The organism is Chromobacterium indicum, from assembly GCF_039708975.1.
Taxonomy (GTDB): Bacteria; Pseudomonadota; Gammaproteobacteria; order Burkholderiales; family Chromobacteriaceae; genus Chromobacterium; species Chromobacterium piscinae.
The window spans coordinates 35,478-55,914 of the sequence record NZ_JAYFSJ010000023.1 but is presented as its reverse complement, the minus strand read 5'-3'; the positions used below and the strand labels follow the sequence as shown (position 1 = coordinate 55,914).

Sequence of the window (20,437 nt, the reverse complement as noted above, 5' to 3'; positions counted from 1 at the left end):
CGCTGGTTCATCCATCTATCCGCCAGGCCCGATCATGGTAAGCGTCCACTTCGGGCCGGTGGGAGACGCTGATCACCGCGCAATCCGGCAGTTCGCTGCGCAGCCGCTGGTGGCAATGCCTCTGATTATGTGGGGCCAGCGCCGAGGTCAGGTAGGGCATCAGCGCCGCGCAGCCGATGAAGATGAAGGCCTGAGCGGCGACTTGCGGGAGTGCATTCCGCCGGCTCCGGGCGAGGAGGCGGAGCCCGGCGGCGAGGCCGCGTTTTAGTCTGGCCTGCCTCAGTCGCCGCCGGCCTGTTGCCGGGCGGCGGCTTCGCGCAGCTTGTCTTTCTTGCTCTTGCGTTTGCCCTTGATGCCGCCGTTGCCGTCGGGGTCCGTCAGCGAGGCGGCCGGGGCGGAGGCCTCGGTCGGCTCGAAGCCGTCTATCCGTTCGCGCGTCAGCCGCAACTGCTGGCGTTTTTCGATCAGCTTGAAGTGGGCGGCGCAGTCGGCGCTGACGAAGCTGATGGCTTCGCCGCGGGCGCCGGCGCGGCCGGTGCGGCCGATGCGGTGGGTGTAGTCCACCGGCGAGCGCGGCAGGTCATAGTTCACCACCAGCGGCAGCCGGGCGATGTCGATGCCGCGCGCCGCCACATCGGTAGCCACCAGCACCCGCAAGCGGCCCGACTTGAGGTCGGCCAGCACTTGGCCGCGCTGGCTCTGGCTGCAATCGCCGTGCAGGGCGGCGGCGGACACGCCGTTGCGATGCAGCTTGTCCGCCACCCGGTCGGCGGCCTGGCGGCTGGCGACGAATACCAAGACCCGGTCCCAATTGTTTGCCGCCAGCAGATGGCGCAGCAGCAGGGTGCGCTTGTCGGCGTCCACCTCGATGGCGCGCTGGAGGATGTCCGGCGCGGTGGCGGCGGTTTGCTCGATGTCTATCCGCAGCGGCTGGTTCAGCAGCTTTTCCGCCAGCGCGCGCACCGCGGGCGGGAAGGTGGCGGAAAACAGCAGGTTTTGCCGCGCGGCCGGCAGCCGGTCCAGCACGCTGCCCAGTTCGTCGGCGAAGCCCAGGTCCAGCAGCCGGTCGGCCTCATCCAGCACCAGCGTCTTGACGGCGGAAAGCCGCAGCGCATTGTGGTCCAGCAGGTCGAGCAGGCGTCCCGGCGTAGCCACCACGATGTCAGCGCCGCCGCGCAGCGCCATCATTTGCGGATTGATGGACACTCCGCCGTAGACCACGGCCACTTTCAGCTTGCGCGGCAGGGCCTGGGCCAGGTCGCGCAGGATCTCGCCGACCTGGGCCGCCAGTTCGCGGGTGGGCAGCAGGACCAGCGCCTGGGGTTGGCGCAGGATGCCGCGCGGTCTGGACAACCACTGCTGCAGCAGTGGCAGGCAGAAGGCCGCGGTTTTGCCGGAGCCGGTTTGCGCGGTGGCCAGTACATCGCCGCCTTGAAGGATGGCGGGAATGGCGGCGTTCTGGATGGCGGTGGGTTGGGTATAGCCTTGCTCGAGAGCGGACTGGACCAGATCGGGCTGCAGGCCCAGGGAAGCGAATGGCATGAATGATTACGGCTGTTGAATAAAGGGGCGGGGCCCGAAGCGGCACGAGTATCGGCCGCGCCGGCCCTCCGGTCAAGGAAGATGCGCGACTTGCCAGCGGAACGCGCCGTTTGCGAGTACTATCTGGTCTCTTCATCCCAAATAAAGCCATCCGTAGATGCAAACAGAAGTCAAAGAGAAGCCCCGCTACGCCATTGTGGCCTCGGTGCAGTTGCCTGAAGTCAGCGATGTTGAGTTCGAGGCCTCGCTCACCGAGCTGAGCGAGCTGGCCAAGACCCTGGGCTTCCAGGTGGTGCAGACCTTTGTGCAAAAGCGCAATAGCTTCGACCGCACCGCCTATATGGGCGTCGGCAAGCTGGAAGAAATCAGCATGTACGTCAAGCGCGGCATCCGCGCCGACGAATTGGAAGACGAGCCACAAGAGATGGACGCCAGCGCAGTCGAAATCGACGCCGTGCTGGTAGACCATGAAATCTCTCCGTCTCAGATGCGCAATCTGGAACTGGCCGTCGGCTGCGAGGTGATGGACCGCACCATGGTCATCCTGGAGATCTTCCACCGCAACGCCCGCTCGCGCGCGGCGCGTGCCCAGGTGGAAATCGCCCGTCTCGGCTATATGGCGCCGCGCCTGCGCGAGGCGGCCAAGCTGGCCGGTCCGCAAGGCCGGCAGCGCAGCGGCATGGGCGGCCGCGGTTCCGGCGAATCGCACACCGAGCTGGACCGCCGCAAGGTGCGCGACCGCATCGCCGAGCTGCAGCGCGAGATCATCGCGATGGAACTGGAGCGCAAGACCCAGCGCGCGCGCCGCCTGGAGCGGCAGGGCATGGGCCTGGGCGGGGTATCGCTGGTGGGCTACACCAACGCCGGCAAATCCACGCTGATGCGGGCGCTGACCGGCAGCGAGGTGCTGGTGGCCAACAAGTTGTTCGCCACGCTGGATACCACGGTGCGTGTGCTGTACCCGGAGAGCGTGCCGCGCGTGCTGGTCAGCGACACCGTCGGTTTCATCAAAAACCTGCCCCACGGCCTGGTGGCGTCCTTCAAGTCCACGCTGGAAGAGGCGTTGGACGCCTCGTTGCTGCTGCATGCCATCGATGCCAGCGATCCGGGTTTCTTGCGCCAGCTGGAAGTGACCGACGAAGTGTTGAAGGAAATCGGCGCCGACGAGCTGCCGCGCATCCGCGTGTTCAACAAGATCGACCATGTCGGCGACGAAGCCGCGCAGACCGCCTGGACGGCGGAGTTGCAACAGCGCTATCCGGGCTGCGTGGTGATGAGCGCGCTTCGTCCGGACGATGTGTCCAGCCTGCGCGCGGCCATCGTCTCCTTCTTCCAGCAGGATCTGGTGGAGGACGAGCTGCTGTTGCCGTGGTCCGCCCAGCAGCTGCGCGGCGAAATCTACAGCCACTGCCAGGTGCTGGAAGAGCATGCCGATGAAGAGGGCAGCCGCTTCCGCGTTCGCGGCGAGCCGGAAAAGCTGCGCAGCCTGCGCGAGCAGCTCAACCCCGGTTCGCAGGGCAGGGAAAAAGAGTACTGGGAGGTTTGACAACTCCCGAGGTCTGCCGCGGCGCGGCAGCGCAAGCGAAAAGCCTTCCCGGTTCGGGAAGGCTTTTTTCATTTCGCGGCAGTAGTCCACTCCGCGGGCCGCCGCCCGGGAAGCTTGCCGCCCAGCGCCTCGATCAGGTAGTCGATGAAGGACGCGATCCGCGACGACACTGCGGTGTTGCGGTAATAGACGGCCTGAACCGGCTGGCGCATGTCCAGGGTGTCGGGCGCGAGGATTTGCGCCAGGCGGCCGGATTCGCGGTCCTGTTCGGTCATGAAGTCCGACAGGCAGACGATGCCGGCGCCGTCCAGCGCCAGCTGCCTCAGCGTTTCGCCGCTGGAGGTCCGCACCGCCGGCTCAATCCGATAAGCCTCGCCGTCTGTGCCCAGCAGCGGCCAGACATTCAGCGCCTCGGGCTGGTTGAAGCCCAGCAGGGCATGTTTGCCCAATTCTTCGACACTCTGTGGCTGGCCGCGGGCTTTCAGATAGGCCGGGCTAGCCAGGATGCGCAGCCGGCTGCGGCCGATCAGGCGGCTGTGCAGCGTCGAGTCCTTCAGTTGGCCGATGCGGATCGCCACGTCGGTGCGCCGCTCCAGCAGGTCGATGATGCCCTCGTTGCTGTTCAGCTCCAGCTCCACTTGCGGATAGCGTTCGCGATAGCCACGCACCAGCGGCACGATCACGTGCAGCATGAACGGCGTGGCGGCGTCCACCCGGAGCCGTCCGGACGGCTGCTCGCGCCTCGCCAGCATCTGCTCTTCCGCGCTGTCCACCGAATCGATGATGGCCCGCGCGCTGTGCAGAAAGGCGCGTCCTTCCTCGGTCAGCTCCAGGCGGCGCGTGGTCCGGCGCAGCAGCGTGGTTTTCAGCTTCTCTTCCAGTCGGGCCAGCGAGCGGCTGGTCGCCGACACGGTCAGGTCCAGCTGTTGCGCCGCCGCGGTGATGGAGCCGGTGTCCACCACGGTGGCGAAGGCCTGGAGTTCATCCAGCGTGATTTTCATTATTGATTTTTTTTCAAAAGAGTTTCGTTTATAAGCTGGTTTTTCCGCAAAAGTAAAGCGGGCACACTGCGTCCATTCCTCACGGACCCATGGATCCCATCATGCCACTCGCTTTGCTCGCGCTGACCATCAGCGCCTTCGCCATCGGGACGACAGAGTTCGTCATCGTCGGGCTGATTCCGACCATCGCCGCCGATCTCCAGACCAGCCTGCCTTCCGCCGGCCTGCTGGTCAGCTTGTACGCGCTCGGCGTCGCCGTCGGCGCGCCGTTGCTGACCGCGCTGACCGGCCGCGTGCCGCGCAAGACGCTGCTCGCCGCGCTGATGGCGCTGTTCACCGTCGGCAATCTGGTCGCCTGGCTTTCGCCCGGCTACGAGTCGCTGATCGTCGCGCGCATTCTCACTGGCCTCGCCCACGGCGTGTTCTTCTCGGTGGGTTCCATCATCGCCACCACGCTGGTGCCGAAAGAGAAAGCCGCCAGCGCGATCGCGACCATGTTCAGCGGGATGACCGTCGCCTTCGTCGCCGGCATTCCGCTCGGCACCTTCATCGGCCAGCACTTCGGCTGGCGCGCCACTTTCCTGGTCGTCGCCTTGTTCGGCCTGCTGGCTTTGGCCGGCGTGATGGCCTTCATGCCGCGCCGGCTCGCGCAGACCGCCTCTGCGCCGCTGGCCCGGCAGCTCCGCGCGCTGATGCAGCCGCGCCTGTTGCTGGTGTACGCGATGACGGCGGTGGGCTACGGCGGTTCCTTGATCGCTTTCACCTATATGGCGCCGTTGCTGGAACAGGTCGCCGGCCTCACGCCGACGCAAGTCAGCCTGGCCCTGGTCGGCTACGGCGCATCGGTCGCCTTTGGCAATGTCTGGGGCGGCAGGCTGGCGGACCGCGCAGGCCCGGTCAGGGCGCTGAAGCGGATCTTCCTGTTGCTGGCCCTGGTGTTGCTGGCGCTGACCTTCACCGTCCATATCGCCTGGCTGGCGGCGCTGACGATGCTGGCCTGGGGCGCGGTGGCCTTCGGCAATGTGCCTGCTCTGCAGGTTTATGTCGTCCAGCAGGCGCGGCGTTTCGCGCCGGAGGCCGCCGATGTCGCGTCGGGCTTCAACATCGCCGCGTTCAATCTCGGCGTCGCCGGCGGCTCTTCGCTGGGCGGTTTGATCGTCGAGCGCATCGGGCTGGGCCATACGCCGTGGATCGCGGCGGCGGTGACGCTGGGCGCGTTCGCCTTGACTGTGCTGAGCGGCGCGCTGGACCGTCGCGACAGCCAGCGCGGGCATGGCCAACTGGCGGACGCTCCTGCCGCCTAGACGCGGTTTTTCAAACGCAATGCTGATTTTCGCCACCTTTCGCGATGGGAAACGCGCAAGCGCCCATCGGCTTTTCCGACCCATCACTTTCAGGGAAAACACACTATGAGCACCATCCCCGCTTTCGGCCTCGGCACTTTCCGCCTGCAAGGCCAGGCTGCCGTCGATTCTGTCCGCAATGGACTGGAGCTTGGCTACCGCGCGGTCGACACCGCCCAGATTTACGGCAATGAAGCGGATGTCGGCGCGGCGATCGCCGCTTCCGGCGTGAGCCGCGAAGACCTGTTCCTGACGACCAAGATCTGGGTGGACAACTACGCCAAGGACAAGCTGCTGCCCAGCCTGGAGGAAAGCCTCGCCAAGCTGCGCACCGATTATGTCGATCTGACGCTGATCCACTGGCCGGCGCCGGGCAATGGCGTATCGGTCGAGGAATTCATGACCGCGTTGGCCGATGCCAAGGCCAAGGGCCTGACGCGCCGGATCGGCATCTCCAACTTCAATATCGAGCTGACCCGGCAGGCCATCGCCGCGGTGGGCAAGGACGCGATCGCGACCAATCAGATCGAGCTGAGCCCGTATCTGCAAAACCGCAAGCTGGTCGACTTCCTGCAAGGCGAAGGCATTCACGTCACCTCCTACATGACTCTGGCCTACGGCAAGGTGCTGGGCGACCCGGTGATCGCCGCCATCGCGCAGCGACGCCAGGCCACGCCGGTCCAGGTGGCGCTGGCATGGGCGCTGCAGCTGGGCTACTCGGTGATCCCGTCGTCCACCAAGCGCGAGAATCTCGCCGGCAATCTGCTGGCGCAAAACCTGCGCCTGAGCGAGGAGGAGATGGCGCAGATCGCCGCACTGGAGCGCAACGGCCGTGAAGTGAACCCGGACGGCCTGGCACCGCAGTGGGATTGAGCGCGTTCCGCCTCATTTGAATCAAGCCGCCCGCAGCCTGTGGGCTGTGGCGGAGACAGGACAAGCATGATGATGAAAGACCCTCTGTTTCAAGCGCTGCGGCTCGGCGCGCTGACGCTGCCCAATCGCATCGTGATGCCGCCGATGACGCGATCGCGCGCCAGCCAGCCTGGCGACGAAGCCAATGCGTTGATGGCCGAGTATTACGCGCAACGCGCCGGCGCCGGCCTGATCGTCAGCGAAGGGACGTATATCGCGCCGCAGGGCAAGGGCTACGCGTGGACGCCCGGCATCCATACGCCGGCGCAGGTGGCGGGATGGCGCAAGACGACCGATGCCGTGCATGCCGCCGGTGGCCGCATCTTCGCCCAGCTGTGGCATGTCGGCCGGCTGAGCCACGAGAGCCTGCTCGGCGGCGGGCAGCCGGTGTCGTCGTCGCCTATCCAGGCTGTCGGCGTCAATGTATTCATCGCCGGCGAAGACGGCCGCACGCCGGGCTTCGTCCAGGCTTCCGCGCCTCGGGCCTTGAGCATCGATGAGATCGGCGAGGTGGTGGAGCAGTACCGCGCGGCGGCCCGCAACGCGATGGCCGCGGGTTTCGACGGCGTGGAGCTGCACGGCGCCAACGGCTATCTGGTGAACCAGTTCATAGACTCGAACGCCAATAGCCGGACCGACGAGTACGGCGGCTCGCTGGAGAACCGCCTGCGCTTCCTCGGCGAAGTCGCGCAGGCGCTGATAGATGGCTGCGGCGACGCGTCGCGCGTCGGCATCCGGCTGGCGCCGCTGACCACGCTGAACGGCTGCGTCGATGACGATCCGGAAACCACTTATCTCGCCGCGGCCAAGCTGCTCGGCGGGCTCGGCGTCGGCTATCTGCATATTGCCGAGGCGGACTGGGACGACGCGCCGCTGATGCCGGCGGCCTTCAAGCAAAAGCTGCGCGCGGCCTTTCCGGGAGTGTTGATCTACGCCGGCAAATACACCGCGGCGCGGGCGCGGGAGGCGATAGCCGCTGGTTGGGCCGACTTGATCGCTTTCGGCCGGCCCTTCGTCGCCAACCCGGACTTGCCGGAGCGCCTGCGCAGCGGCGCGCCATTGGCGGAGCACGACCGCGCCACTTTGTTCGGCGGCGGCGCGCGCGGCTTGACCGACTATCCCGCGCTGGACGAATCCCTGGCCTGAACGAAAAGAGCCATCCGAGGATGGCTCTTTATGCGCTGCGCTGGCGGGGAAGGCCCGGTTCGGCCGTGTCAGCCGAAGATCAGCCGGCCGGCCATCAGCACGAACACGCCGCCGAGCAGGCCTTTCTGCAGCTTCGCCACCGGGCCGCGGCCCTTCAGGCGGCGGGCGACGCCGCATGCCGCGAAGGCGTAGGCGGTGTCGAAACACAAGCCCACCGCAACCAGGATGACCGCGAGCAGCGCGAATTGCGGCAGCACCGCGCCGTGCGCTGGCGAGACGAACTGGGGCAGGAACAGGGCGCAGAACATCAGTGCTTTGGGATTGAGCAGATTGGTCAGAAAACCGCGCGCGATGGCAGCCCGGCCAGATTCTGCGGCTTCGGGAGCGTCTTCCTGCGCCGGCTTGGCGCGCACTACCTTCCATGCCAGCCATAGCAGATAGCCGGCGCCGACCCAGCGCACCGCGTCGAACAGCAGCGGGTGAGTGGCCATCAGGGCCGCGAGGCCCAGGCCGGACATCATCACATGCAGAAAGCGCGAAGCGGCGATGCCGAGCGCGGTCAGCAAGCCGGCGCCGACGCCGCGGCTGGCCGACGTGGCCATCACCAGCGCCATGTCCGGGCCAGGCAATACGTAGACGGCGACAAGGGCGGCAAGGTAGAGCGACAACACGGACAAGGACAGCATGGCGGGCTCCGGCACTGGAAGGCGATGCGGCTAGTGTGCGCCCGGCGAGGTGAAATTGCTTTGCTTTCTCTTGCGTTGTCGCGTTAGATTTGAAAAGACTCTTTTATTAATAGCGCTGTGAATAAATGAATCTTCCAAAATCAGACCTTGATGATGTGGATTTCACTCTAATGGCCTTGTTGCAGAAGGACGGACGGCTGTCCAATGCGAAGCTGGCCGAGCAGGTGGCGCTGAGCGAGACGCCGTGCTGGCGACGGCTGAAGCGGCTGGAGGCCGACGGTTATATCGAGGGCTACCAGGCGGTGTTGAGCCGCAAGAAGCTGGGCTACGGGGTGCTCGCCTTCGTGCAGATCGGCTTCGGCAGCCACATCGGCGAAGCGCCGCTGCGTTTCGAGGAGCGGGTGCAGGCGATTCCGGAGGTATTGTCCTGCCATAACCTGACCGGCGAGTGCGACTACCTGCTGCAGGTGGTCGCCGAGGATCTGGAGGCGTTTGGCGTCTTCGTGCGCGACGTGCTGCGCGAGTTGCCGGGGGTATCGTCCATCCGCTCCAGCCTGTCCCTGCGCGAGGTGAAGATGTCTGGCCGGCTGCCGGTGGCGTCGGAAGCGCGCCGCTAGCAGGAGGCGGGGGGAGGCAAGTTTGAAGCGCCGCGCGGCCAGTACCGGCGGTTCCGTTTTCGCGCCACGCGGACAGGGCTTGGGGCGCGAAGGCCGCCCGCGTTCAGACCGCCTGCAGCAGGCCGATCGGGTTGCCTTCTGGATCTTTGACCATGGCGAAAGTGTAGCCGTCCACGCTGGTGATCGGCATGTGCGGGCTGCCGCCGGCGGCCAGCGCGCGGTCTATCGCCAGCGGCAAGTCTTCCACCAGCAAATAGAAGCTGTGTCCCGGCTCCATGCCGGGCACGCCTTTCTCGGATTGGCCGATGCCGCCCAGCAAGGTGCGCAATTGCAGCGGGAAGTGCACATAGGCGAAGCCGGAGCCGCCGTTCTGGTAGCGCCAGCCGAACACCTCGCTATAGAACGCCTTGGATTTGTCCTGATCCCTGGCGATGATTTCAAACATCACCGCCGGGTGCCGGTTCAGGCTGCCGATCTGTTCGGCTTGCGGAGAACGGCTGTCCAGGCCGCGGATGAAGCCCTGTTCGCGGCGCAGGAAGGTGACCGTGTTGTAGGGATGGCCATCGCTGCTGATGAAGCACTGGCCGTATTTGTCGACGAAGGCGGTGAAGGCCGGGCCTTTGACATGAGTCAGAAAGGCGTCTTCGCTGGCATATTCTTCGAAGAACAGCAGGCTGGGGCGAACGGCGGGCGGCAGAGATTGCAGCAAGGGATTGGGATTGTTTTCCGGCAGCGGGGCGTGAACCAGATAGATCAGCGTTCCCGGCTCCTCCATCACTTCCTGCACATAGGCGGGCAGCGCCGACAGCACCTGTTCGACGCAGCCGTGGCGGATGAACCATTGCGAAACCAGGCTCACGGGGTTGCTTTGTCTGCTTGTCATGCCGTTTCCTTTGGGAAGGTTCCGCCGTCACACGATGCGGTCGGGGTTGTCCTGGTCCACTCGCGGCGCCTGGCCGCGCAATACCGAATTGCCGCCGTACAGCGTGCGCTGATCCACCGGCGCGGGTTCCAGCCAGTCGGTTTCGCTCATTTCGCCGCTCAGGCCGTAGACCGCCAGCGCATTGTGGTAGACCACCTGCCGTATCGTGGCTTCGTCAAGGCCGTGGGCGGCCATGATGCGCGCCGACTTGGCGACGGCCAGCGGGTCGGATACGCCCCAGTCGCAGGCGGAGTCGACGATGATGCGTTCCGGGCCGTAGCGCTCCACGATGGCGGCCAGACGATCGTTGCCCATCTTGGTGGAGGGGTAGATCGTGAACGCGCACCAATAGCCGCGATCAAGCACTTCTTGCACCGTTTCCTCGTTGTTGTGGTCGATCACGCAGCGCGCGGGATCGAAGCCGCAGGCCTCCAGTGTGTCCATCGTCCGCTTGGCGCCGCGCTTTTTGTCGCGGTGCGGCGTGTGGATCATGATGGGCAGGTCGAATTCCTGGGCCAGCTCGATTTGCGCGCGGAAGGCGCGGTCTTCCAGCTCGGTCTGCTCGTCGTAGCCGATTTCCCCCAAGGCCACCACGCCTTCCTTGCCCAGATAGCGCGGCAGGATATCCAGCACGGCGTCGGCGAGTTCGCGGTTGTTGGCCTCCTTGGGATTCAGGCCGATCGCGCAGTAGTGGCGGATGCCGAACTGCGCGGCGCGGAAGCGCTCGAAGCCGGCGATGGTAGAGAAGTAATCGATGAAGCTGCCCACGTTGGTGCGCGCCTGCCCCAGCCAGAATGCCGGTTCGATCACGGCGACGACGCCGCTGGCGGCCATCGCCTCGTAGTCGTCGGTGGTGCGCGCGATCATGTGGGCGTGCGGGTCTATCAGCATGCCGCTCGCGCCTGGAGATAGGGGGGGGTGCGACTGGCGCTCCTGTTGCCGCTGCGAGGCTTGCCGCAGCAGGCCTCGCAGCATTTCCGGACTCAATGTCGACCCGCAGCAGGGGCAGGCCGCGCTGCGGTCGGAAAACATTTCTTCGATTGCTTGCTGGATGTCGTTCATCTGGTTTCCCCCTTGTTGGATTCATTCCCGCCACTGGGCCAGCCGTTCCCATTCGTCGCTGAATTCGATGCCGGGCAGTCCGGCAGGCGCCAGCGCCCGGACATCTGCGTGCGGACTTTCCCTCGCCGCCAGTTGCAAGGCGTACATCTTATGCGTGCCGGGACGGGTGTCGGCGTATTGCCGGCGCAGCAGCGCGTGTCCGCGCTCGCCGGGGCATAGCGCCAGCAGGCGCCAGAGTTCCAGGTTCAGGCCGCGGCCGGCCGCGGCGCGCTCCGCCGCTAGGTCGCACAGGATTTCGCCCAGATCCTGGTCGGCGCGTTCGGCCAGCCCCTGGATCGGCCACAGCGGCAAGTCCAGAAAGAAGGTTTTGACCACCATCTGATTCCACGCCGCCTGAGGCAGCATCGCTTGCGGCCAGGGATCGCGCAGCGCGAAGGCGGCGAAGATCGGACGGATGCCGCTGCGCACGGCTTCGCCGGCCCGCGCGAGCAAGGCCGGGTCTTGCGGATACAGGGCGAATCCCTGATACAGGGCGATCTGTTCCTGGATGTCGCCCTGATTCGCCAGCTCGTCGAGCAGGGCTGCGAAGGCCGCCCCATCGGGCAGATTGCCGGCCGCGGCCAGTATCAAGCCGACGCGGGCGGCCTGATCCACGCTCCAGCGGCTGGCGTCGAAGCCGGGCTGCAAGGCGCGGGCCTGGCGCTGTTCCGCCTCGCTGAGCGCCAAGTCTTGTTTGCCCAGCTTGCGCGGCGCGATGCCCATCGCTTTGAACAGCAGGTTCAGCGGGTGGTCGCCCGCGGTGGCGTGGGCCAGATCCTGGCATTGCCGCGCGTACCAGTCGCCGTCGGCGCGGGCGCTCAGCCAGCCTTGCAGCAGCCCCTGCCAGGCGCGCATGCGGGGTTGCCAGGCGCTCCATGCGTCTGAGGCGGGAAGGGTGCGGGGGGCGAGAGTCGGGTCTTGAGTGTCGCTGCGCATGTTCAGGTTCCCGGGATATAGGTTTGCAGGAAGCGCGTGGAGAAATAGGCCGCCACGCAGCCGAGGATGGCCGCGGGCGCGGGCTGCGGCAGGCAGGCGGCCAGCGCCAGGCCATCCAGCAGGCTGACGGCGGCGATCATCCGCGCCACCGCCTGTCCGACCGCGCCGGGAGCCGAACGTTTGAGCAGCCGCGCCACGGAGAGCGCCAGCGCGGCGGTCAGCGCGATGGCCAGCAGCGAGGCAAGCGTCAGCGCTTGCCAGGCCTGGGGCGCTCCGTCCGGGATGAACCGGACAAGCGCCAGCAGCGCGTAGGCAAATGGCGGCAGGCCGAGCACCGCAAGCGGCCAGAGGGCGCCGATGCGGTCCAGGCTTTCCTGCTTGGCGGCGTGGCTGAGTCCAACGATATGCGCCAGCAGCAGGGCGGCCGCCAGACAGAGCAGCGGCGGCGTGCCGCCGGCGAAGGCCGAGCCGACGCACAGGCAGAGCAGGGCGCGGCAGGCGCCCATCAGCAGCGGGCTGCAGGGATTGTCCTTATGCCAGACGTTGTAGAGCACGATGGCGGAAGCCAGCAGCGCGCCGTAAAAGCGGCTGTGATCGTTGCCGTACAGCCCCAGCAGCAGCCAGCCGGCCAGCAGCATGCCGAAGCCGCAAGCGAAAACCGTTTGCGCGCGCGCTTCGCCGGACGGAATGGGGCGCTGGGGGCGCTCGCGGGCGTCGATTTCGCGGTCGAAGGCATCGTTGAGGTACATGCCTCCCACATAAAACAGGCACATCGACAGCATCAACGGGGGCAGGGCCGCCAGGTCTGCCGAGCGCAAGGCATGCCCGCCGGACGCTGCGCCCAGCAGCGCGGAGGCCAGCGCGTTGCTGAGCACGGTGGGCAGGTTGGAAACGCGGCCCAGGCGCAGCCAGGCCGGCATCGATGAAACGGCGTCAGCGCTCATGGCGCAGCTCCTTCAGGACGGTGTGCAATTCGAGCGCGATGGCCTGGGCCTTGGGCATGGCGCGTAGTTGGGGCGGCAGCGCGTCCCAGGTATAGGTTTCCACTTCGAGATGGGGGCTGACGGCCTGCCGGCGCAGCAGGCCGAGCACCGCGTCCAGGCTGTCGCGGGTGTTGGCCAGGCCCGCTTCCGGCGGCGCTTGCCAAAACAGCGGCACATGGCAGTGCACGCGCCATGATTCCCGCCGAATGGCGTCGGGCGGCAGGCTCAGCGCCTGCGGCAGGTCCGGGTGGCGCTGCAGGCCGGACGCATTGCGCCTGACCACCTGATGCAGGTAAATCCCGTCGTCGAACGTTCGCAATTGAATCGCGGCGCGCTCATCCATCGCTTCCACCCGCAGAGCGCAGGACAGCTGGATCTTGGCGATGCGGATGCCGGCGTCGAGCAGCGAGGCCAATGCCGCGCATGGGTCCTCGAATTCGACCGCGCCGTGGCATACGTCGTAGCAGACGCCGAGGTGCCTGCGCGCCAATTCCAGCGCTTCGGGCAGCGCGCAGCCGGCAAGCCGGGCCAGTTGCGCCAGGTTTTCCTCGGAGAGCCAATACTGTTTGAAAAAATGCAGCGCGTCGGCGGCGTTTTCCAGCAGGCAGGCCGGCTCCGGCTCCAAGGCCAGGACGATTTCCTTGCCGGTTTCGCGCATCAGCCGGTTGAGTTCCAGCACGGCCAGCCGCAGTTGCGGCAGCGAGTCCGCCATCGCCGCCGCGCAGTCTCCTTCGGCGAAGCCCAGCGGCACGGTGGAGATGCTGCCTTCCACGCCGGCTGGCAGCAGGGCGGCCAGCGTCCGCGCGCAATGGATGGTGTAAGCGGCGCGCTGGCTGCTGCGCCAGTCGGGCTGGTAGACCGCCTGCTTTACCGGTTTCTGGTGAAAGTTTCCCCAAGGAAAGGCATTGATGGTGAACACATAGGCATGCAGCGATTCCAGCCGGGCGGCGAAGGCGCGCAGCGTGTCTGGCTGCAGCAGGCTTTCCGCCGCTTGGGCTGACAGCCGCAGCCCCAGGCCGAATGGCGCGTCGGGGGCCAGCGCCCGCCATTCCTCCAGATGGGCGCGGATCGCCGGCAGGAAATCATCCAGGCTGGCCTCGACCTCGGCCAGGCTGTCGCCGGCATGGATATTGGTGCAATAGGAAAGATGCGCGGGCAGGGGCAGGTGCGCCAGCTTCATCTTCCGGCTCCGCAGACCGTTTCGTTGATGCCGGCGCGCGCATCGGGCAGGGCGGCGGCGTGCCGCTGCTGCAGCCAGAGGATGCTTTGCATGACGCGTTCCCCGTCTATGGCGTTCACTTCCCGGCCGCGGCCCAGCTCTTCCAGCAGGGTCACGCACAGATCGCCGCCCAAGTGTTCGCGGAACTCGCCTAGGCCTTGCAGCAGCGCCAGCCGGCCATGCTCGTCTTGGGCCAGCAGCTGTTCGTGCCATAGCTCGAAGCCCAGCGCGCGCAGCAGTCGCCAGACGCGGGCCTCGTCTCCCGCGGGCAGCAGTCCGGCCAACGCCGAATGGCGCGCGTCGCAGGCGACGCCTATGGCCACGGCCTCGCCGTGGTTCAGCGCGTGGCCGCTCAGCCGCTCGAGTTTATGGGCGATCCAGTGGCCATAGTCCAGCGGGCGGGCCGAGCCCTGTTCGAATGGGTCGCCGCCCTGGGTGATCTGGCGCAGGTGCAGCGCCGCCGAGCGTTGTATCAGCTCTTCCAGATCCGGGCGCTCGAAGCGGGCGAGCGCGTCGGCCCGGGCTTCCAGCCAGTGGAAGAATGACGCGTCGCGGATCAGCGCCACCTTCACCGCCTCGGCCATGCCGGCGCGCTTCTCGCGCGCGGGTAAACCATCGATCAGCGCCGCGTCGTTGATCACGGCCCAGGGCACGGCGAAGCTGCCGATCAGGTTTTTCTGCCCGTTCCAGTTGATGGCGTTTTTCACGCCGACGCCGCTGTCGGCTTGGGACAACACCGTGGACGGCAGGCGGATGTGGCGCACGCCGCGATGGAACAGCGACGCGGCCAGGCCTACGGCGTCCAGCGCCGCGCCGCCGCCGATGGCCAGCGCGTAGGAGTGGCGGTCTATATTGCGGTCGGCCAGGGCCTGAAGCAGCCGCCACAGATGCTGGGGATCGTTCTTGCAGACTTCCCCGCCCGGAAGCGGCATGATCTCCCCGGCTATTTCCAGATGGGCGGCGTGCGTGTCCGCGTAGCCGCGGATGCGCTGCGGCAGTTCCGGGCAGGCGCGCAGCACGCCGTCGTCGATGAAAACCGCCACCCGGTGCCGCTTGGCGGGTTCGCGGCGGCGGAGGATATGGAGCAGGGCGGGGTTGTCCGCGGCGAAAGCCTCGCGGGTGTGGATCACGCTGAAGTCATGGTTAAGTTGCAGGCGTTGATGCGAATCCGGCCCAGCCGCTGCAGCGGCGCGGGAGGTTGGGAGTTGGCGAACAGGGTCCGTTCCGGCCAGTTTCATCGGCATCTCCTTGTTCGGAGGCTACGCGTTCCGGAAGGCTTGCGGGAGCGCGTAGCCATGGGGGATCAACGGATCAGCATGAACGGCGGCGCAGCCACCAGATTGGAGACATTGCCGCCGACCGGACATTGCGCGACCTGCTGCGCCTGCAGCTTCAGCTGGTACATCAGGCCCATCGCCCGGTCCATGGCTGCCGGTTTGCCGTTGAACACCTGGTTCAGGCTGGTCAGCAGCATCTGGTAGGCATCGTAGAAGCGTTGGGCGGCGACGGAGGCGGATGAGCCGGGCAGGTAATCGCTGACGGCGGCGTTGGGCAGGAAGTTGTAGATCTGGCTTTCATCCAGCGGCACCGGCGCACCGTTGTACGACCAGCCCGATACGGCCTCGGGGTCCGGCATCAATTCGCGGCCGTAAAAGATCTCTCCGAACTTGAAATAATGGGCGTAGCCGCCGTCGCCGTCGCCAGGGTAAATCTCGTTGGCGGATGCGCCGCCCTCGACGCCGTGGCGATGCCGGGGCAGTATCCGCTCGCTCAGCCTGGCATGCCGGGGCTTGCCTTCGAGGCGCAGGCCCTCTTGGTTGCCATGGGCGTCGTCTTCGGTCTGGATGCCTTCGCCCTGGATCACGATGGTGTTGATCGCCAGCGCCGCGTCGTCGAGGTTCCGGATTTTGCCTTCCGCCGGCGCGGTGGGAACCGGCGGGAACCATTGGCTGATGTCGAGCTGCTGATCCAGCCTGGGTGTGGAGAACAGTTCCGGATTGTTGGCGTTGGCGATGGCCAGGGCGGTCAGCAGAGCCTTATAGAACTGGCCGATGGAGCCGAACTCGCCGGGGTCGACCGGCGTGGGTTGAGGCGCTTCCTCGCCAGGCAGGATTTCTCCCGGCTTGGTTTCCGGACGTTCTATCGCCATGAACACTTTTTTCAGCTGCGGTTTGCTGAGCGAGGCCAGCCCTACTTGCAGATCATTGTCGATCTGGTCCGGCAAGGGTCCCGGATAAATCAGGGAGCGGCCGATGGCGACGATGTCCGGATTGCCCCCGATGGCGATCAGGATATTGGAGGCCAGCGTCAGGTGAAGCATTTCCTCGGTGACGACGGATTGGATCAGGGCGGAGGCTCTTTGATTGCTGCCGGGCATGATGGAGAACAGCCCGGTCAGGTAGGGGGGGATGGTGGAGAACTCAAGCGCGATCGCGGTAGTCACGGCTTTCTTCAGCTCATCCAGGCTACAGCCCTTCAGCAATTGATTGATGATGCTCTGTTTGATGCGCAGCATATTGGTACCCTTTCGAAATGGAAGCTCGGTTATTTAGCCGGGCAGTCGGGCTTGCCGTAGCTGACGGAGCCTTGGGGGCAGTCTTTTTGAGAGCCGCCGCCTCGGGTGGGGCAACGCTTGCCGAACATGTCCAGCATGCTGGGGGGGCGGCCCTGTTCTTGCAGCACGCTGTCGAAATACTTGATCAGCGCCTGGCGCTTGCTGCTGGACAGATCCCGGGTGACCGGCATCTGGTCCGGGTCGTCGTCCGGTTTGTCCAGCACGAACTTGAGGATGAAGGCGTTGGCGTCCGCCTGTTCCTTCTTGGAGAAGTCGAACAGGCCTTGGCTCATCACCGGGTACAGGTTGGCGTACTGTTGCAGGATGGGCTGCACGTCTTCCCAGGTGACCGTATCGGGAACCGCATAGGTGGAGCGGACGACGATCGCGTACTGGTCGAACATTTGCTGTACCGTCGGCTGCGGGGCCGCCGACTTGGGAGCGGAGGGATCGGACGCGAAGTTGTAGGCATAGTTGAACAACTGGCCATCGATGTAATAGCGCGGATAGCCCAGAGCCTGCGGACCGTTGAGGGTAAGCTTCACCATGCCGTTGGCGTCGGTGCGCGCAGCGTTCTGGGTGAAGCGGACCTGCTCCGCCGGCACGTTGAACGTGGGGGTCGCAGCCTTGGGCGTTGTTTCCGGCGGGGTGTCGGAGGGGCAGTCGCCCACATCCACTTGGGGACCGGTGGAGGTGACGGCCAGGGTGACGTCGCCATTGGCCAGCGGCACGCCATATTGCGCGACGTAAACGTCGGAGTCCAAAACGTTGGCCTCCGCGTCGTTGGGGTCAAGGCGCAGCGCGAATTGGTCGGCGCGCACTTCCCAGCCGCCGCTTCCTTCGCAGCACAATAGCAAGGCGATGCCGGTGTTGGGATTGGCTGACGTCAGCAACGCCAGCGGCAGTTGGTTGATGCTCGGTTGCATGGATGCAGGAATCGGCACTGCGACAATGCCGCTGCGGCTGAGCAGATTGGCATTGCTGATGTCGATGGTCGCCAGCGGCTGATATTGCGCAGCTGCGGGAGCCGGAACGGTTTGTCCCGGCTGCAGATAAGGGCTGGTCGGCAGCGTCTGCGACGTCAATTGGGCGATGATCAGGGGTTGCTGCCACAGCTGCTGGCTATTGCCTTCTTTAGGGGCTGCTGGATTGCCGCTGCCCCTGCCGCAGAGAATGTCTACCTCGTAAGTCGTTTCCGGCGTGCTCACAGGCCTTGGGCGGCTGCCGTCTGGCGGCGTTTGGGAAGGTTTGTAGACCAAGGGCAGCGCGTTGCTGAGGTCCACGTACAGAGTGCTGCTTTGGGTTTTGTCGTTTGTCACCACTTGCGCGCTGAACCAGCCGACATTGGGAACATAGTCTTGCGGCTGGTAAGCGCCGGGCGGCAGCAGATTATTGGCGGGAATGAAGCGGCGGCCCAGAATGAAGGATTCCGGCTCGGTCTCAAAAGCGGGGCCGATGGCGCCCAGCAGGATGCCGTAGGAAAAGAAGCTTTCGCCCAATGCGTCGTCGTAGCCGTAAGTGGTCAGCCGCAGCGACAGGATATTTCCCTGCTGCTCGCAGATGGCTTTCAAGGCTTGCAGCACCGGGCTGTCGATCTTGTCCAGATCCCATTCCACATGGGTGAGCCGAGTCTGCCAGATGGCGGAGGCCGCGCTGTCGCCCGATATATTGCCCACCCGGTTGAACCACAGGTCGCGGAAGGGGTTGGGCGCGTATTGGCCGCGCATCAGCACTTGTCCGTTGGCGGCGCGCAGGGTGATCACTTGGCCGTAAATACAGGAAGCCAGCTGCCAGTCCGGATCCAGATCCACCATCTTGCCGGAAGGCTGGTCGTTGGCGTTGCCCACGAGCAGGCCGACGGCGGCGTCTTCGCCGCTGCTCAGTATTTCCTGGCCATCCGGTCCCAGCGCCGATTGCACCACGCAATTCTTCAGTCCGAAGATGCCGGTGCCCCAAGGGTTCCACCAGCCGTTGTTGATCGAGACCTGAGCGCCGCCGGCGTCTTCCTGCACGGGGGGGTGGTAACGCGGTTCCTGGAAGCGCTGTTCAAAGGTGGCGTTGTCGAAATGGCGCGGATCGTTGTTGACGGTGGAGACATCGGATTGAAACAGGCCGGAGAAGGCCAGGCGGGGGTACTGGAGATAACTCATGCGATAGCTCCTCGATAAGGTTGCTACGGTCTTGAGCGGCTTTGCGATGCGGCGGGAACGGCAAATACGGAAAGGATGCGAGCATCAGCTGTAGTTCTAGGGGAGGGGTTCAATAATTTCAATGACGATTGGCTGTTTTGATTCTATTGTGGAGTTTATTGGTATCTAAATGCCTATATCGGCAGATGAGGCTAGGCGGTGGTTTCCGGGCGGGGCGAGCCAGGCGGCAGATTAGGCTGTGTCGCCGCGCGTTTCTTGTCCGGGCCGCCGCAAGTCGCGTGATAGGGGAAAGGTGGATGTATGCAACCGCTGCTTCTGCTCGATATCGTTGGCCTGACATCGCGCCTCATCGGGGAGCACACGCCCCGCTTGGCCGAGTTTGCCGGCCAGGGCGCAGTCAGGACGTTGAGCAATATCGTGCCGGCGGTGACCTGTTCTGTGCAGGCGAGCATGCTGACCGGGCTGACGCCGGAGCAGCACGGCATCGTCGGCAACGGCTGGCTGTTCCGCGAGCTGGCTGAGGTCTGGTTCTGGCGCCAGTCCAACCGCCTGGTCCATGGCGAGCGCTTGTGGGAAGCGGGCAAGCGGCATGATCCAGACTTTTCCAGCGCCAACTTGTTCTGGTGGTACAACATGGCGTCCAGCCATGATTTCGGCGCGACGCCGCGTCCCATTTACAAGGCTGATGGCCGCAAGCTGCCCGATTGCCACACCAAGCCCGCCGAGTGGCGGGACCGGCTGACGGCGGAGCTGGGTCCGTTTCCCTTGTTCCATTTCTGGGGACCGGCCACCTCCATCGCATCCAGTCGCTGGATCGCCGAAGCCAGCAAGCTGGCGCTGGCCGATTTTCGTCCCAGTCTGTTGCTGAGCTATCTTCCCCACCTGGATTACGATCTGCAGCGCTACGGACCGGATCTGAAGCATCCCGCAGTGCAGCAGTCCCTGCGGGATATCGATGCGGTGGCGGGGGATTTGATCGCCCATGCGCGGGAGCGGGGCTATCAGGTGATGGTGGTGTCAGAGTACGGCATCACCCCGGTGAGCCGCGCGGTGCATCTGAACCGCCATCTGCGCGAGGCGGGTCTGCTGCAGGTGCGGCATGAGGCGGGCGCGGAGATTCTGGACCCCAGCCAATGCCAGGCGTTCGCCGTGGCGGACCACCAGATCGCCCATGTCTATTTGCAGCCCGGTTTGGGCGCGCGCAAGGCTGCCGAAGTTGAGGAGGCTCTGCGGTCCATCCCGGGCGTGGCGGGGGTGTGGCAAGGGCGCGCGCGCGGCGAGTTGGGCCTGAACCACGAGCGCGCCGGGGATTTCGTCGCGCTGGCCGAGGATGAGGCCTGGTTCAGTTATTACTATTGGCTGGACGATGCCAGGGCGCCGGATTTCGCGCGCACGGTGGACATCCACCGCAAGCCCGGCTACGACCCGGCGGAGCTGTTCATCGACCCGAACATCCGCTTTCCCAAGCTGGCCGTGGCCAGCCGGCTGGCTAGGCGCGCGCTGGGCATGCGCAGCCTGATGGATGTGATCGGCCTGGATGCCGGCATCGTCAAGGGATCGCATGGGCTGCCCGCGCGCGATGCCGCGGACGCGCCGCTGCTGATCAGCGACTGCGCTTTCGCTTGCGAAGGGGAACTGTCCGTCACCGACGTCAAATCATTGGCCTTGCAGGCGATGTTCGGCGTGGATGCGGCCCAGGCGGGCTCGAAAGCGCGCGGGCTGGTGGGCAGCGCCTGAGGCCAAGCCGGAGCGGCGAGGCTAAAGAACTAAAGAAAGCCT

At 65.6% G+C, this 20,437-nt stretch carries 18 protein-coding genes; 6 read left to right on the top strand and 12 right to left on the bottom strand.

Annotation, left to right across the window (positions count from 1 at the left end; genetic code table 11):
- Nucleotides 1-7: 7 nt before the first annotated feature.
- Together VA599_RS22965 and VA599_RS22960 are read right to left on the bottom strand one after the other, a co-directional pair.
- Nucleotides 8-160 carry a hypothetical protein gene (locus VA599_RS22965; protein WP_346790802.1) on the bottom strand — a complete coding sequence of 51 codons (153 nt, stop codon included), beginning with the start codon at nucleotides 158-160 and terminating at the stop codon, nucleotides 8-10.
- Nucleotides 161-279: 119 nt separating this feature from the next.
- Entirely contained in the window at nucleotides 280-1,542 is a 1,263-nt protein-coding gene (locus VA599_RS22960; RefSeq protein ID WP_346790800.1) for a DEAD/DEAH box helicase, read from the bottom strand.
- A gap of 157 nt (nucleotides 1,543-1,699) precedes the next feature.
- Here VA599_RS22960 and hflX point away from each other — a divergent pair, with 157 nt between their 5' ends.
- Entirely contained in the window at nucleotides 1,700-3,088 is a 1,389-nt protein-coding gene (hflX, locus tag VA599_RS22955; protein WP_346790798.1) for a GTPase HflX, read from the top strand.
- A 68-nt stretch (nucleotides 3,089-3,156) separates the two neighbouring features.
- Here the strand turns inward: hflX and VA599_RS22950 are convergent, their stop codons facing one another.
- Nucleotides 3,157-4,089 carry a LysR substrate-binding domain-containing protein gene (locus VA599_RS22950; protein WP_346790796.1) on the bottom strand — a complete coding sequence of 311 codons (933 nt, stop codon included), beginning with the start codon at nucleotides 4,087-4,089 and terminating at the stop codon, nucleotides 3,157-3,159.
- 101 nt (nucleotides 4,090-4,190) lie between these two features.
- On the opposite strand from VA599_RS22950, the gene VA599_RS22945 reads away from it, so the two are divergent.
- From VA599_RS22945 to VA599_RS22935, 3 genes are all read left to right on the top strand, one after another.
- On the top strand, nucleotides 4,191-5,393 hold the full coding sequence (locus VA599_RS22945; RefSeq protein WP_346790794.1) for an MFS transporter: 1,203 nt from the start codon (nucleotides 4,191-4,193) through the stop codon (nucleotides 5,391-5,393).
- Nucleotides 5,394-5,498: 105 nt separating this feature from the next.
- Nucleotides 5,499-6,305 carry a 2,5-didehydrogluconate reductase DkgB gene (gene dkgB / locus VA599_RS22940; protein ID WP_346790792.1) on the top strand — a complete coding sequence of 269 codons (807 nt, stop codon included), beginning with the start codon at nucleotides 5,499-5,501 and terminating at the stop codon, nucleotides 6,303-6,305.
- Nucleotides 6,306-6,371: 66 nt separating this feature from the next.
- On the top strand, nucleotides 6,372-7,490 hold the full coding sequence (locus tag VA599_RS22935) for an alkene reductase (RefSeq protein WP_346790790.1): 1,119 nt from the start codon (nucleotides 6,372-6,374) through the stop codon (nucleotides 7,488-7,490).
- Between the two features lie 68 nt (nucleotides 7,491-7,558).
- Here the strand turns inward: VA599_RS22935 and VA599_RS22930 are convergent, their stop codons facing one another.
- Entirely contained in the window at nucleotides 7,559-8,176 is a 618-nt protein-coding gene (locus VA599_RS22930; RefSeq protein ID WP_346790789.1) for a LysE family translocator, read from the bottom strand.
- A gap of 125 nt (nucleotides 8,177-8,301) precedes the next feature.
- Here VA599_RS22930 and VA599_RS22925 point away from each other — a divergent pair, with 125 nt between their 5' ends.
- Nucleotides 8,302-8,793 (top strand): Lrp/AsnC family transcriptional regulator, encoded by a 492-nt coding sequence (locus tag VA599_RS22925; protein ID WP_104947414.1) that lies wholly within the window; start codon nucleotides 8,302-8,304, stop codon nucleotides 8,791-8,793.
- 103 nt (nucleotides 8,794-8,896) lie between these two features.
- On the opposite strand, the gene VA599_RS22920 is transcribed toward VA599_RS22925, so the two are convergent.
- The 8 genes from VA599_RS22920 to VA599_RS22885 all read right to left on the bottom strand — a co-directional run bounded on the left by VA599_RS22920 (nucleotide 8,897) and on the right by VA599_RS22885 (nucleotide 18,658).
- Nucleotides 8,897-9,676, bottom strand: coding sequence for a VOC family protein (locus VA599_RS22920; protein WP_104947413.1), 780 nt, complete (start codon nucleotides 9,674-9,676; stop codon nucleotides 8,897-8,899).
- 27 nt (nucleotides 9,677-9,703) lie between these two features.
- Nucleotides 9,704-10,777 (bottom strand): TatD family hydrolase, encoded by a 1,074-nt coding sequence (locus VA599_RS22915; RefSeq protein WP_199776167.1) that lies wholly within the window; start codon nucleotides 10,775-10,777, stop codon nucleotides 9,704-9,706.
- A 21-nt stretch (nucleotides 10,778-10,798) separates the two neighbouring features.
- Complete coding sequence (locus tag VA599_RS22910) at nucleotides 10,799-11,671, bottom strand: EboA domain-containing protein (protein WP_346790787.1); 873 nt, start codon at nucleotides 11,669-11,671, stop codon at nucleotides 10,799-10,801.
- An 83-nt stretch (nucleotides 11,672-11,754) separates the two neighbouring features.
- Entirely contained in the window at nucleotides 11,755-12,696 is a 942-nt protein-coding gene (locus VA599_RS22905) for a UbiA family prenyltransferase (protein WP_346790786.1), read from the bottom strand.
- Nucleotides 12,686-13,915 carry a metabolite traffic protein EboE gene (eboE, locus tag VA599_RS22900; protein WP_346790785.1) on the bottom strand — a complete coding sequence of 410 codons (1,230 nt, stop codon included), beginning with the start codon at nucleotides 13,913-13,915 and terminating at the stop codon, nucleotides 12,686-12,688. Before eboE ends, VA599_RS22905 begins: the two co-directional genes overlap by 11 nt.
- Nucleotides 13,912-15,192: a 3-dehydroquinate synthase gene (locus tag VA599_RS22895; RefSeq protein WP_346790784.1), complete on the bottom strand. Its 1,281-nt coding sequence runs from the start codon at nucleotides 15,190-15,192 to the stop codon at nucleotides 13,912-13,914. The genes eboE and VA599_RS22895 overlap by 4 nt, the downstream gene beginning before the upstream one ends.
- A 65-nt stretch (nucleotides 15,193-15,257) precedes the next feature.
- Nucleotides 15,258-16,469 carry a ferritin-like domain-containing protein gene (locus tag VA599_RS22890; protein WP_346790783.1) on the bottom strand — a complete coding sequence of 404 codons (1,212 nt, stop codon included), beginning with the start codon at nucleotides 16,467-16,469 and terminating at the stop codon, nucleotides 15,258-15,260.
- A gap of 29 nt (nucleotides 16,470-16,498) precedes the next feature.
- Complete coding sequence (locus VA599_RS22885; RefSeq protein ID WP_346790781.1) at nucleotides 16,499-18,658, bottom strand: hypothetical protein; 2,160 nt, start codon at nucleotides 18,656-18,658, stop codon at nucleotides 16,499-16,501.
- 300 nt (nucleotides 18,659-18,958) lie between these two features.
- On the opposite strand from VA599_RS22885, the gene VA599_RS22880 reads away from it, so the two are divergent.
- On the top strand, nucleotides 18,959-20,395 hold the full coding sequence (locus VA599_RS22880) for an alkaline phosphatase family protein (protein WP_104947406.1): 1,437 nt from the start codon (nucleotides 18,959-18,961) through the stop codon (nucleotides 20,393-20,395).
- Nucleotides 20,396-20,437 lie beyond the last annotated feature (42 nt).